Here is a 13883-nt window from a genome sequence, read left to right as displayed (position 1 = left end):
GCGGATTGATGTAATATCCGGCAGAGGAAACGTGCCAGCCGCGCTTTTTGCGGGGCGCTATGGGCTATGCCAGGGAATTGACATGACCGAACATCTGATCGTGACCGACGATGAGGCCACGCGCGTGATCACGCTGCGCCGGCCGGAAAAGAAGAACGCGCTGACGCAGGACATGTATCACGCCATGTCGGACGCGATCGACACCGCGCAGAACAATCCCGATATCCGCTGCATGATCATCACCGGCGGCTCCGGCGCCTTCACCGCGGGCAACGACCTGCAGGATTTCCTGAAGGACAGCGCCGAAAAGGCCGAGTCCCCACGCGCGTCGAACGCCGTGAAGTTTCTGTATTCGCTGGCGCAGAACACCAAGCCGATCATCGCCGCGGTGGATGGCATTGCCATCGGCATCGGCACGACCATGCTGTTCCACTGCGACTATGTGCTGGCCTCGACCACCGCAACCTTCTCAACGCCGTTCATTCATCTCGGCCTGGTGCCGGAAGCCGCCTCCAGCCTGCTGTTCCCGCGCACCATGGGTCATCAGCGGGCCTTCGCCGCGCTGGTGATGGGCCGCACGATGACGGCGGAAGATGGCCAGGCCGCCGGTTTCATCAACGAAATCGTGCCGCCCGGTCACACCGAAGTCGAAGCGCGCAAGGTCGCCCGCGAAATCTGCGCACTGCCGGTGGAAGCCGTGGCAATCTCGCGCCGGCTGCTGAAGCTCCCGCCCGAGGATCTCACGCGGCGCATCGATCAGGAGAGCCATCTGTTCGGCGAGCGCATGAAGTCGCAGGAAGCGAGCGCGGCGTTCAAGGCGTTCTTCGCGCGCAAGAAGGGGTGATCTAACCTCTCCCCGTGCTTACGGGGAGAGGTCGACGCGTCTTCGCGGCGGGTGAGGGGCATGGCACCATGCCAGCATCGATGGAGATCTAGCGGATCACATCGCTGTCGCACTGAGACGCCAAAGTCCTCAATCATCGATACAAGATGCTCAAAATCATGCGACCCGATAGCACTCCCGAATGGCAATGCCCTTGCGCCGCCCCTCACCCGGATCGCAAGAGCGATCCGACCTCTCCCCGTAAAGCACGGGGAGAGGTTAAGAATGCAGCGCTCGCTGCGTGCACTGTTCTAGCTGGCGCACTATTATGTGTAGCACCGGCCGCCCATGCCCAGACATCCCCCACCCCCGTCGACGTCACCGTCCTTGCCATCAACGACTTCCACGGCAATCTGCGCCCTGCCCCCGGCGGCATCGTGATCGACGATCCCGCCGACAAAACGAAGAAGATCACCGTGCCCGCCGGCGGCGCCGAGCATATGGCGACGCTGGTCAAGCAGCTCCGCGCCGGCAAGGCGAACAGCGTATTCGTGGCCGCGGGCGACCTGATCGGCGCCAGCCCGTTTCTCTCCGCGCTGTTTCATGACGAGCCGACAATCGAGGCACTGTCGATGATGGGCCTTGAGATCGCCTCGGTCGGCAATCACGAATTCGACGAAGGGCGCGACGAGCTGCTGCGCATGCAGAACGGTGGCTGCCACCCCATCGATGGCTGCCAGGGTCCGCATCCCTTTGCCGGCGCGACGTTCAACTATCTCGCCGCTTCCACCATCGACACGAAGATCGGGCAGCCGCTGCTGCCGCCCTATCAGATCAAGACATTCGACGGCATTCCCGTGGCCTTCATCGGCCTGACGCTGAAAGGTACGCCGGGTCTCGTGGCGCCGCCCGGCATTGCCGGTCTCGAATTCAGGGACGAGGCGGACACCGTCAACGCGCTGGTGCCCGAACTGAAGGCCAAAGGCGTCGAGGCCATCGTAGTGCTGATCCATGAAGGCGGCTTCTCCACCGGCGACTACAATGAATGCCCGGGTATTTCCGGACCGATCGTCGATATTGTGAAGAAGTTCGACAAGGCGGTCGACGTCGTCGTCAGCGGCCACACGCACCGCGCCTACACCTGCCAGATCGACGGACGCCTCGTCACGTCAGGCGACAAATACGGCACGCTGGTCACCACCATCGACCTCAAGCTCGACCGCACCACCCACGACGTCATCAGCTCGAAAGCCGACAACGTCATCGTGCGCACGGCAACCTATCCCGCCGATCCCGCACAGACGGCCTTGCTTGCGGCATATGACAAGGTAGCCGCGCCCATTGCCAGTCGCCCTGCCGGATCGGTCACCGCAACGCTGTCGCGCATGCCCGACATGACGACCGGCGAAAGCCCGCTGGGCGATATCATCGCCGACGCACATCTCGCGGCGACATCTACGAGCGCTCTCGGCGGCGCCGTAATCGCTTTCACCAATCCCGGCGGCATCCGCGCCGACATCACCAAATCGGCCGACGGCAGCGTGACCTATGGCGACGTCTTCGCGGCGCAGCCGTTCCGCAACCAGCTGGTGACGCTGACGCTCACGGGCGCGCAGATCAAGGCGATGCTCGAGCAGCAATGGAACACGCCGAGCCGGCCGCGCATCCTGCAGGTCTCGAAAGGCTTCAGCTATGCCTGGGATAATACGGCGGCAGCGGGCCAGCGCGTTCCACCCGAGCGTATGATGCTGGAGGGCAAGGTGATCGATCCCGCAGCAAATTATCGCGTCACCGTGAACGGCTTTCTCGCCGTCGGCGGCGATGGCTTCACGGTATTGAAAGAGGGCAAGGAGCCGCTGGTCGGCGTCTATGACGTCGATGCGCTGAACGCCTACATGAAGGCCAACAGCCCGGTGTCGCCGATGCCGCTGGGGCGGATTGCGCGGGTGGATTAGCGGAACGCCTGTCGGCCCCAAGCTGTCATTCCCCGGCGAACCAATTGGTTTGCCTGAGGGCGTGCGTTGCCGGCGAAGCCGGCAGAGCGAGCCTCGATCCACACTCGTCATTCCGGGGCGCACGAAAGCGGCAGAGCCGCTGTAGTGCGAACCCGGAATCTCGATGTGTTTGGCACGATCAGAGACTCCCATGCCGAGATTCCGGGTGCGCGATACGCCGCCTGCGGCGCTCCTCGCGCCCCGGAATGACAGTGTGGGGCGGGAAGACAGCGCCCAGACATTTTTTCCTATATCCCGTTGACAACATCCCCATCAGGTTTATATTCCCCCTCGTCCTGCCCCACCGAGAGGGGCGATCGCGATCGTCACGTTCGCGGGGTGGGATGCGGTGGACGCCGGAGATGCGGCGTCACGCGGTTCATGGGGGAACGTCTGTCTTCGGGCAGGACGGATCTGCGCCAGCACTGCCACTGGCAAGGAGACGGCTGGTCTTGAGATGGAAAGACCCCTGGACAGTGTGACGGACGACCAACTCGAAACGCGTTCGGCCTACTCGCTTGAGGCTCCCTTCCCATCGCCTTGGGACTTTAATTCGCGATCGGAGCGTTCGTCGAGGCAAAGTGCAAGCAACCGAAAAAACACCGCAGGCGGAACGTCGGGCACTTGCTCGGCGCCTCCGAAAGTCCTGATGCATTCACTATTGCGGAAGACCGCATCGCATCAGGCCCAAGGGTGCAACGGGCACCCGGCGTTCCGCACGCCCTCTCACAGGAGGGTGGGAATGCAAGAGACGACGGCGCCCCCGCGCCGCAAACAATGGGGGTGATGACGCATGTCTGAAGGGTAGTGGCTGTTTGACAGTTGAATCAGGAGAGACGTGTCGCTCCGTGGCCACGACATACTCAGTCGTCATCCCCGGGCTTGACCCGGGGATCCAGCTTGGCCCGCACACCGTCGCACAAGAAAGATGGATGGCCGGGTCAAGCCCGGCCATGACGTGGGGAGAAGCCTGGGATTATTGCGAAGCTCGCTTCGCGCCATCCGGCCATGACGATCATGAAATTGAACGGCCTTCACCTTCTACGCCACGTTCCTCCGATCGATCTCGCTATGGACATCGAACGGCTCCGGCCTGCCCACCGCATAGCCCTGCGCAAAGTCGACGCCGATCTCCGTGAGCGCCGTGATGATCTCGTCGCTCTCGACAAATTCCGCCACCGTCCGCTTGCCCATGATCTTGCCGATATGGCTGATCATCTCGACCATGGCGCGGTCGATCGGATCGGTGAGCATGTCCTTGACGAAGGAGCCATCGATCTTGAGATAGTCCACAGGCAGGTGCTTGAGATAGGCGAAGGACGACATGCCGCTGCCGAAATCGTCCAGCGAGAAGCGGCAGCCGATCTGCTGCAGCGCCTGAATGAATTTATTGGCATCGGCGAGATTGGCGATGGCGCTTGTCTCGGTGATCTCGAAGCAGATGATGGTCGGCGGTATCCGATAGATGCGGAACTGCTCGCGGACATAGTCCAGAAAGCTTTCATCCTTGAATGTCGCGCCGGACAGGTTGATGGCGCAGGTCGAGACCGGCGTGGCACCTTCGACCAATCGCGCGGCGAGAATGATGAACGCATTCCTGACCACCCAGCGATCGATCAGCGTCATCAAACCATAACGTTCCGCCGCGGGAATGAAATGGCCGGGCGCAACCAGTTGCCCCGCCTCGTCGCGCAGCCGCAACAACAGTTCGACATGCAGAGTGCCATCCTCGCGCTCGCTGAGCGGAATGATCTTCTGGGCATAGAGACAGAAGCGATCCTGTTCCAGCGCATCGTGAATGCGCTGCACCCAGTTCATTTCGCCGAACCGCTGCAGCAATTCGGAATCGCTGGGCTGATGCAGTGTAACGCGATTGCGGCCTTTCTCCTTGGCCATGTAACAAGCTGCATCGGCTGCGCGCAGCGCTTCTTCCAGCGTCACCTCGGGCTGCGCGATACAGACGAGGCCGATACTGACGGTGACGTTGAACGAACGTCCGTTCCAGACGAAGTTCAGCTCTTCGACCGTCCGCCGCAATCGCTCGGCGGTCGCCGCCGCACGATCCGGCTCGCAACGTTCCAGCAGCACAGCGAATTCATCGCCGCCGAGGCGGGCCAACAGATTGTCCGGGCGCAGATGTTTTTTCAGTATGCCCGAGACCTGCCGCAGCAGATGATCGCCGGCAGCATGGCCACAGGTGTCGTTGACGATCTTGAATTGATCGAGATCGAGGAACATCAGTGCATGCGGCCGCGCATCGGCGTCGATCCGCGGCAATGCGTATTGGACCCGACGCTCGAATTCGCGGCGGTTCGCCAGCCCCGTCAGTGCATCATGCGAGGCCTGGAACGCGAGACGTGAGATGTATTTCTGCTCACGCTCCTTCTCGATCTTCAGCGCCGTCTCGAAGCGCTGACGCTGGATCAGCAGATTACGTGTCCGCCAGATGCCGAGCAGGATCAACAGCGCCGCGGTGAACACATTGGCGACCAGCAGAATGCCTTGAATGGCGCGGGAGCCGATGCCGAGGCGTCGGGAGAACTCCACTGCCAGCGGCGAGGTCTGTTCATTGATCTGGTCGATCTGCGCCTTCAGGGCTGCAAGGCGCATCGATCCCACCTTGCCATCGATGACGCTGGCGTGAATGGCGTCGGCTGTATCGACCAAATTCTGGATCACGGGATCGGTGGCGTGCCAGGTCTCGATGGCTCGGGCGAGATAGACGACCTTGCTGAAATTGCGAAACAGCGAGATCATGCCGGGGATGTCTGCGGCATCGTTGCCGCCTTGCAGGAATCCGTCATAGGCAGCCCGCAGATCCGGCACCGCCTGTTCGAGCGCGCGGCGCGCGATGAGATCCCCGAGCGGCACGGCGATGCTCGCCTGATAGAGACGATAATATTTATCGTCGCCGGTCTCGGCATAGAGGCTGAGCGAATGCACCGCCTCCATCTGCCCCTTCGACCATCGGCTTTCGCCGGTGACATAGGCGCGGACCGACGACAGGATGTGGATGCTGGTGCCGGCGAGAAATGCTTGCAGCAAGACGATGGCAACGAACGGCCACACCGAACGCAAGAGATGGGGTACGCGCCTTGGATATCTCGATTCACTCATCGCGTACGAACCCACCCCAGACGCGAGCGCAACTGCGGAGTCCGACGATGGAATATGCGCACCTTCTCCGCAGAATGCCGCGGCCTCCACCGATAGCAGCCGCGACTTAACGCGCATTTCAATTCCGCGGCGTCAGGCGGTGTCGATGAAACGACATGAATCGAATGTGAAGAAAGCGATCCATAATTCTGATCGGTAGCTTTGTTAGGGGACGACCGCACCAGCGATGCCCCCCTATCGGAACCTGACCTGACCGGCTAGGTTATCGTCTCATCATACCAGCGCACCCTGCGCTTGCGGACCATTTGCATGACGACACTTCTTCTAAGCCATCCGGCCTCGCTCGATCACCTCACCCCGCCCGGCCATCCTGAACGCCCCGACCGTATGCGCGCGGTGGCGCAGGCACTTAGCGAAGACCGCTTCAACGCGCTGGTGCGGGGCGAAGCGCCGGAGGGCAATCTCGACGTCGTCAGCCTCTGTCATGACAATCATTACATCGATGAGCTGCGCCATGTCGCGCCGAGCAGCGGCCTCGTCTATCTCGACGGCGATACGTCGATGTCCCCCGGCACCTGGGAAGCGGTGATGCGCGGCGTCGGCGGCGCAATCGCGGCGACCGACGCGGTGATGAAAGGCGAGCACAGCAATGCCTTCGTCGCGACCCGCCCGCCCGGCCATCATGCCGAGCACAACAAGCCGATGGGCTTCTGCTTCTTCGATCAGGCCGCGATTGCAGCGCGGTATGCGCAGCGCACCTACGGCATTACCCGCGCGGCCGTCGTGGATTTCGACGTCCACCATGGCAATGGCACGCAGGACATTTTCTGGGCCGACCCCACAGTGATGTATTGCTCGACACATCAGATGCCGCTGTTTCCCGGTACCGGTGCATCCCAGGAGCGCGGCGAGCACGACACGGTCGTCAATGCTCCGCTGCATGATGGCGACGGCAGTGCAAAATTCCGCTCTGCCTTCGACAATCTCATCCTGCCGCAACTGCAGAAATTCGCACCGGAACTGCTGATCATCTCCGCCGGCTTCGATGCGCATCGCCGCGATCCGCTCGCATCGCTCAATCTCGACGCCGAGGATTTCGGCTGGGTGACGCGCAAGCTGATGGATCTCGCCGACAGCACCGCCGGTGGCCGCATTGTCTCGGTACTCGAGGGTGGTTATGATCTGCAGGGCTTGAAAGAATCGGCTGCGGCCCATGTTTCTGCGCTGATGGGGGCATCGCGCTGAAAGGCGCGCAGGTCGCAAAACCTACCCGCCACAATACGCCCTCAAACATATCTTTGACTCCGTCCTTCCAAAATGCGCACACGGGAAACCGAATGGCCGAAAACAACCACGCTGACGTCAAGAAACTGACGTTTGAAACCGCGATCGAAGAACTGGAATCGATCGTGAAGCGCCTCGAAGACGGCAAGGTACCGCTGGAAGAGTCGGTCGCCATCTATGAGCGCGGCGAGGCGCTGAAGCGGCGTTGCGACGAATTGCTGCGTCAGGCCGAAGCCCGCGTGGACAAGATCACCACGGATTCGAACGGCAAAGCGGTCGGCACCGAACCCCTGGACGTCCAGTAGGAAATCGCGCGGGCTGAGACCTCGCACCACCCCGCGGCCGAATTAGCGCTTGGCGCATGGCGCGGCCTGTTTATAGTCCGCCGTCAGTCCGGGGAACCAGCGTGCGCGTCCAGCACCGTCATGTCATCTATGTGCAGGGATACGATCCGCGGGGCCTCTCGCAGTATTACCGCATGTTTCGGACCGAACTGCGCAAGTTCGGCCGCCTTTATGGTCTGACCACCTCCGTCAGCCGGCCGAAAGGCCATACCGACGGCGAATTCGCGCATGAATCCGCCTCCTGGCGCATCGAAACCTCCGGCGACGGCTGGCAGACCACAACCGATTACGATTTCCTGCGCTGGGAAGACATGATTCAGCGCGATCTGGCCGTGCCGATCTGGCGCACGCTGATCCACGCCATCGCCATCTATTGGGGCCTCGTCTTCTCCGGCACGATGGGCCGGTTCTGGAAGGCGCATTGGCGCTTCGCCACCTTCATCAGCTGGCCCCACGTCCTGTTGCTCAACGGAGCGATCTGGTCGGCGGGCATCGCCTGGCTATTCGCGTTGGGGCTGCAGGCGCTTGGAATACACGGATTTCTGGTGGGCTGCGGCGCTGCGGCGGTGTTCGTGGCGGTGCTCGGCACGCTGCTGAAATATACCGAAAAGCACACCTATCTGCTTTATCTGATGGCCGATACGATCTTCACTTGGCAGTTTTCCCACGGCAACCGGCCGGACTGGGACGCCCGGATCGACCGCTTCGCGCAGCATCTGGTCCAGGTCGCCAAGTCTACCAAAGCGCAGGAAATCGTGCTGGTCGGTCACAGCTCCGGTTCGTTCCTTGGCTCCGAAATCCTCGCCCGCGCGCTGAAACTCGATCCGGAACTCGGTAGCCACGGCCCTCGCGTCGTGCTGCTGACGCTCGGCGGCAATATGCCGATCGTCGGCTTCCATAGAGTCGCGCAAGGCTTTCGCGACAATTTGCGGCTGCTGGCCGTGGAGCCTTCCATCGACTGGATCGACTGCCAATCCCGCAAGGACGTGATGAACTTCTTTCCGTTCGATCCCATCGCCGGTCACGGGATCGACGCCGGCGCGGCCCGGCGCAATCCCACCATCGTCCCCGTCCGGTTCCGCGAAATCATCCGCCCGGAACATTACAACCGGTTCCGCTGGAAATTCTTCCGGGTGCACTTCCAGTTCGTCATGGCCAATGAGCGGCCGCATGCCTACGATTTCTTCATGATCGTTTGCGGGCCTGTGCCTCTCAGGGGGCGTGTCAGTCAGCCGGCTACAACTTTGGCGTTGGTCGATGGCACCCCCACCACCCGCGAAAACGCATGGAAAAAGCTCGATTTGGGCGTGAAGAGCCCTACCCACACGGGTTCCCATGAGACGGAACCGGTCGCCCGGCGCATCGGCTAGGCACACCGCGCGAATGTCCATAGCGCCTTTGTGCTGCCACCCCCGCAGGCACGGCGGTTGGCTTTGGCCATCGCTTTGGTGTAAAGGGACTAGGACTATGCGCTGACGAGCAGGCTGAAACGCCCGCCGTTAACGTAGATAAGCGCTTCATTCATCTGGCAAAAATGATCAGATGAAGTCGCCGCCAAGCATGTTAGATATCACACTGAAAAATCGAAGCCCATTATAAGGCCTCGAAACAGGCTTCCCGGTTCTGGAGGCTGCGGTTGTCCGGTGGGCGCGCGGAAACGCGACGGCCCCGAAGCCAGACGCAGTCCCGGACATGTAAAATTGGAATAGTGCCGTGACCGATTTTAGTAAGACACCGTTGCTCGATACCATCAAGACTCCGGAAGATCTCCGGAAGCTGAAGATCGAGCGGGTTCGTCAGGTTGCCGACGAGCTTCGTCAGGAAACCATCGATGCGGTGTCCGTCACCGGCGGCCACTTCGGCGCCGGTCTTGGCGTTGTCGAACTGACCACCGCCCTCCACTACGTCTTCGATACGCCGCGCGACCGCATCATCTGGGATGTCGGCCATCAGGCCTATCCGCACAAGATCCTCACCGGTCGCCGCGACCGTATCCGTACGCTCCGCACCGCCGGTGGTCTGTCCGGCTTCACCAAGCGCAGCGAGAGCGAATACGATCCGTTCGGCGCCGCGCATTCCTCGACCTCGATCTCCGCCGGCCTCGGCATGGCGGTCGCCCGCGACCTCTCCGGCGGCAAGAACAACGTTATCGCCGTGATCGGTGACGGTTCGATGTCGGCAGGCATGGCTTATGAAGCCATGAACAACGCAGGCGCGATGAATTCCCGCCTCATCGTCATCCTCAACGACAACGACATGTCGATCGCGCCGCCGGTCGGCGCCATGTCGGCCTATCTGTCGCGCATGTATTCGGGCAAGACCTACCGCTCGCTGCGCGATGCCGCCAAACAGCTCGGCAAACATCTGCCGAAACTGATCGCCGACCGTGCCGAGCGCGTCGAAGAATATTCGCGCGGCTTCATGGTCAACGGCGGCACGCTGTTTGAAGAGCTCGGCTTTTATTATGTCGGCCCGATCGACGGCCACAACCTCGATCACCTGCTGCCCGTGCTGCAGAACGTCCGCGACATGGAGACCGGCCCGATCCTGCTTCACGTCGTGACCCAGAAGGGCAAGGGCTACGGTCCGGCCGAAGCTGCGGCAGACAAATATCATGCCGTCGTGAAGTTCGACGTCGCCACCGGCACCCAGTCGAAGTCCAAGCCCAACGCCCCGGCCTATCAGAACGTGTTCGGCCAGAGCCTCGTCAAGGAAGCCGAGAAGGACGACAAGATCGTCGCCATCACCGCGGCCATGCCGTCGGGTACAGGCGTTGATATCTTCAACAAGGCGTTCCCGAACCGCACCTTCGACGTCGGCATCGCGGAGCAGCATGCAGTGACCTTTGCCGCGGGTCTTGCGACCGAAGGCTACAAGCCGTTCTGCGCGATCTACTCGACCTTCCTGCAACGCGGCTACGACCAGATCGTCCACGACGTGGCGATCCAGAACCTGCCCGTGCGTTTCGCCATCGATCGTGCCGGACTGGTCGGTGCGGATGGTGCGACCCATGCGGGCTCATTCGACAATGCCTATCTCGGCTGCCTGCCGAACATGGTCATCATGGCCGCCTCCGACGAGGCCGAACTGGTGCACATGGTCGCGACCCAGGTCGCCATCAACGATTCACCGAGCGCCCTGCGTTATCCGCGCGGCGAAGGCCGCGGCGTCGAGATGCCGGAAGTCGGCATTCCCCTGGAAATCGGCAAGGGCCGCATCGTCCGCGAAGGCAGCAAGGTTGCTCTTCTGTCGTTCGGCACGCGCCTTGCCGAATGTGAGAAGGCCGCCGACGAACTCGCCGCCCACGGCCTGTCGACCACCATTGCCGACGCGCGCTTCATGAAGCCGCTCGACACTGACATGATCCTCAAGCTCGCCCGCGATCACGAGATCCTTCTGACCGTCGAGGAAGGTTCGATTGGCGGCTTCGGCTCGCATGTGATGCAGTTGCTCGCCGACAACGGCATGCTCGACGGCGGTCTGCGCATGCGTTCGCTGGTGCTGCCCGACATGTTCCAGGATCACGACACGCCGGCAGCGATGTATGCCCAAGCGGGTCTGGACTCCAAGGGGATCGTCAAGAAGGTGTTCGAGACCCTCGGCAAGGATTTCAAGGCCGAGACCGTCAAGCTCGCTTGATCTGTCGTTGAACGCGACATCGCGTTTGCAATTGCGAAGAGAATACGACGAGGCAATTCGGCAGGAACCGCCGGATTGCCTCGTTCTCGTCTGAATTGGCTCGTCAATGTCGGCGCGGCTCACCATGAGACGGGGACTTCATGAATATCTATCTTGCAGGCCCCGACGTGTTCCTGCCCAATGCCGCCGAGATCGGCCGGCAGAAGGTCGCGCTCTGCAAGCGCTACGGCGCGCACGGGTTCTTCCCGCTCGATAACGCCATCGACATCAATGCCGGCGACGCTTCGCGCCAGATCTTCCACGGCAACGAAGCGATGATGAATCATTGCGACATTATCATCGCCAATCTCACGCCGTTCCGCGGTCCCAGCGCCGATGCCGGCACGGTGTTCGAGCTTGGCTATATGGCGGGCCACGGCAAGCTCTGCTTCGGCTATTGCAATGACCCCACGCTCTATATCGACCGTGTCCGCCGCATGACAGAGGTCACCGATCGGGACGGACATCTGGTGGATGCGGATGGGCTCACCGTTGAGAATTTCGGCCTCGCCGACAATCTGATGATGATCCACGCGCTCGATCTCTATGGCGCGTCCATGATCGTCCCCCGTGAAGCACCCGATGATCTCTGGCAGGATCTGACGAGCTTCGAAGCCTGTTTGAAACTTGCTGCATCGTACTGACCATGACGAAATCTCAGAACACTGCTGCCGCGCCGCGCAAACGCGCCGATACACTTCTCGTCGACCGCGGAATTTTCGAAAGCCGCGCGCGTGCGCAAGCCGCCATCGAAGCGGGGCTTGTGAAGGCCAACGGCAAAGCGGTCGCCAAAGCGTCAGAACCGCTGCTGCTCGACGCCGCGATCGAGGCTGAACCGGCGCATCCCTGGGTCTCGCGCGGTGGCGTCAAGCTGGCCGGCGCGCTCGAGCTATATCCGATCGAGATCGAGGACCACGTCTGCCTCGACGTCGGCGCCTCCACCGGCGGTTTTACAGAAGTGCTGCTCGCCAACGGCGCCAGCATGGTGTTCTCCATCGATGTCGGGCACAGCCAGCTTCATCCATCGCTGCACGGCCATCCGAAAATCATCTCGATGGAAGAAACGGATATCCGCAGCTATGAAAACAAGCGCCTGCCGGCGCGTCCAGACGTCGTGGTAATCGATGTCAGCTTCATTTCGCTCAAGACTGTGCTGCCTGTCGCGCTGTCACTCGCGGCGGCGCCGATGAGCCTGCTGGCGCTGATCAAGCCGCAATTCGAGGCCGATCGAAAGCAATCCAAGCGCGGCATCATCAAGAACGCCGCCGTGCATCAGGCCATCTGCGACGACATCACGGATTTTGCCAGGACGCTCGGTTGCACCGATATCGAGGTCTTCCCGTCGTCGATCACCGGCGGTGACGGCAATATCGAATTCTTCATGGGTGCCCGGCGTGGCTGAACGCCTCACCATCGATTACGTCGGCCAGCGCGGCGACGGCGTCTGCCTCACTGGCGGCGCGCCGCTGTTCGTGCCCTACACGCTGGCGCATGAGATCGTCGACGCCGACCCCGATGACGGGCATCCAGAGCGGCGGCGACTGCTGCAGATCGACACCGCCAGCCCGGAACGAATTGATCCGTTCTGCACCTACTTCACGCGCTGCGGCGGCTGCGCCATCCAGCACTGGCAGCCCGATCCCTATCAGGCCTGGAAGCGCCAGATCGTGATCGACACGCTGGCACAAGCGAAGATCACCTGCCCGGTCGATCCGATCGTCGATGCCCATGGCGCCGGCCGCCGCCGCGTAACGTTGCATGCCCGGCGTGGCAGCGATGGCGGACTGCGTGTCGGCTTCGCGGCATCGGCAAGCCACGCCATCATCGCTATCGACGCGTGCCCGATTCTGGATCCCGCGCTGGATGGCGCGCTCGATGCCGCGCGCGCGCTGGCCGAGGTGTTGAAGCCGGTCAGCAAGCCCTTGGACATTCAGGTGACAGCGGCCAGCAACGGACTCGATATCGACGTCCGCGGCACCGGGCCATTGCCGACCGCTATCATCACAGCGCTGTCGCGCATCGCCGAGGCGCACAAACTGGCACGCCTCACGCGGCATGGTGAACTCGTGCTGATGCGCGTACCGCCTGTGGTCACGATGGGCAGCGCGCAGGTTACACTGCCGCCGGGCTCATTCCTGCAGGCCACGGCCGCCGGTGAAGAGACATTGGCGGCGCTTGTGCTCCAACTCTGCAAAGGCGCGAAGAACATTGCCGACCTGTTCTGCGGCATCGGTCCCTTCGCGCTGCGGTTGGCCACCAAGTCGAAGATTACAGCTTTCGATAGCGATGCAGGCGCCATCACCTCGCTGCAGCAGGCCATCAAGGACACCAAGGGCCTGAAGCCGATCAAGGCGGAGATGCGCGACCTGTTTCGCCGTCCGCTGGTGCCGCAGGAATTGCGCGACTTCGACGCTGTCGTGTTCGATCCGCCGCGTCAGGGCGCGCAGGCACAAGTCGAACGGCTCGCGGCCAGCAAGATCCCCGTCGTCGTCGCCGTGTCGTGCAACGTCCAGACCTTCGCACGCGATGCAAAGATCCTGATCGATGGCGGCTACAAGCTCGACAGCGTCACACCCGTGGACCAGTTCCGGCATACGCCCCATATCGAATTGGCGGCCCGCTTCAAACGCTAGTTGTCTTTTC

The 13883-nt window shown here is 61.9% G+C and carries 10 protein-coding genes; 9 read left to right on the top strand and 1 reads right to left on the bottom strand.

The features are described from left to right. The first annotated feature begins 82 nt into the window (after positions 1-82). Complete coding sequence (locus LPB73_RS01580) at positions 83-844, top strand: crotonase/enoyl-CoA hydratase family protein (protein ID WP_089265991.1); 762 nt, start codon at positions 83-85, stop codon at positions 842-844. Positions 845-1002: 158 nt separating this feature from the next. Next, positions 1003-2778: a bifunctional metallophosphatase/5'-nucleotidase gene (locus LPB73_RS01575; RefSeq protein ID WP_414716846.1), complete on the top strand. Its 1776-nt coding sequence runs from the start codon at positions 1003-1005 to the stop codon at positions 2776-2778. A 1080-nt stretch (positions 2779-3858) separates the two neighbouring features. On the opposite strand, the gene LPB73_RS01570 is transcribed toward LPB73_RS01575, so the two are convergent. Next, positions 3859-5934: a putative bifunctional diguanylate cyclase/phosphodiesterase gene (locus LPB73_RS01570; RefSeq protein ID WP_231079375.1), complete on the bottom strand. Its 2076-nt coding sequence runs from the start codon at positions 5932-5934 to the stop codon at positions 3859-3861. Between the two features lie 309 nt (positions 5935-6243). Between LPB73_RS01570 and LPB73_RS01565 the strand changes: the two genes are divergently transcribed. The 7 genes from LPB73_RS01565 to LPB73_RS01535 all read left to right on the top strand — a co-directional run bounded on the left by LPB73_RS01565 (position 6244) and on the right by LPB73_RS01535 (position 13873). Then, complete coding sequence (locus LPB73_RS01565; RefSeq protein WP_089265990.1) at positions 6244-7179, top strand: histone deacetylase family protein; 936 nt, start codon at positions 6244-6246, stop codon at positions 7177-7179. Between the two features lie 92 nt (positions 7180-7271). Beyond that, a complete protein-coding gene (locus tag LPB73_RS01560; RefSeq protein WP_231079374.1) occupies positions 7272-7523 on the top strand; it encodes an exodeoxyribonuclease VII small subunit in 252 nt (83 codons plus the stop codon). A gap of 101 nt (positions 7524-7624) precedes the next feature. After that, positions 7625-8932 (top strand): alpha/beta hydrolase, encoded by a 1308-nt coding sequence (locus LPB73_RS01555; RefSeq protein WP_231079373.1) that lies wholly within the window; start codon positions 7625-7627, stop codon positions 8930-8932. 343 nt (positions 8933-9275) lie between these two features. Continuing rightward, complete coding sequence (dxs, locus tag LPB73_RS01550; protein WP_089265987.1) at positions 9276-11201, top strand: 1-deoxy-D-xylulose-5-phosphate synthase; 1926 nt, start codon at positions 9276-9278, stop codon at positions 11199-11201. 140 nt (positions 11202-11341) lie between these two features. Continuing rightward, entirely contained in the window at positions 11342-11884 is a 543-nt protein-coding gene (locus LPB73_RS01545; RefSeq protein ID WP_231079372.1) for a nucleoside 2-deoxyribosyltransferase, read from the top strand. Between the two features lie 2 nt (positions 11885-11886). Next, positions 11887-12642 (top strand): TlyA family RNA methyltransferase, encoded by a 756-nt coding sequence (locus LPB73_RS01540; RefSeq protein ID WP_231079371.1) that lies wholly within the window; start codon positions 11887-11889, stop codon positions 12640-12642. After that, the gene (locus tag LPB73_RS01535; protein WP_231079370.1) at positions 12635-13873 is read left to right on the top strand and encodes a class I SAM-dependent RNA methyltransferase; all 1239 of its coding nucleotides are present in this window, start codon (positions 12635-12637) and stop codon (positions 13871-13873) included. The genes LPB73_RS01540 and LPB73_RS01535 overlap by 8 nt, the downstream gene beginning before the upstream one ends. The last annotated feature ends 10 nt before the right edge of the window (positions 13874-13883 follow it).

The organism is Tardiphaga sp. 37S4, assembly GCF_021044645.1.
GTDB lineage: Bacteria > Pseudomonadota > Alphaproteobacteria > Rhizobiales > Xanthobacteraceae > Tardiphaga > Tardiphaga robiniae.
This window is presented reverse-complemented; position numbering and strand designations above follow the sequence as displayed.

Excerpts from the sequence above, each read along its gene's own strand:
- LPB73_RS01570 (WP_231079375.1), bottom strand. The coding sequence starts at position 5,934 with ATGAGTGAATCGAGATATCCAAGGCGCGTACCCCATCTCTTGCGTTCG.
- LPB73_RS01565 (WP_089265990.1), top strand. The coding sequence starts at position 6,244 with ATGACGACACTTCTTCTAAGCCATCCGGCCTCGCTCGATCACCTCACC.
- LPB73_RS01575 (WP_414716846.1), top strand. The coding sequence starts at position 1,003 with ATGCGACCCGATAGCACTCCCGAATGGCAATGCCCTTGCGCCGCCCCT.
- LPB73_RS01560 (WP_231079374.1), top strand. The coding sequence starts at position 7,272 with ATGGCCGAAAACAACCACGCTGACGTCAAGAAACTGACGTTTGAAACC.
- LPB73_RS01545 (WP_231079372.1), top strand. The coding sequence starts at position 11,342 with ATGAATATCTATCTTGCAGGCCCCGACGTGTTCCTGCCCAATGCCGCC.
- LPB73_RS01580 (WP_089265991.1), top strand. The coding sequence starts at position 83 with ATGACCGAACATCTGATCGTGACCGACGATGAGGCCACGCGCGTGATC.
- LPB73_RS01540 (WP_231079371.1), top strand. The coding sequence starts at position 11,887 with ATGACGAAATCTCAGAACACTGCTGCCGCGCCGCGCAAACGCGCCGAT.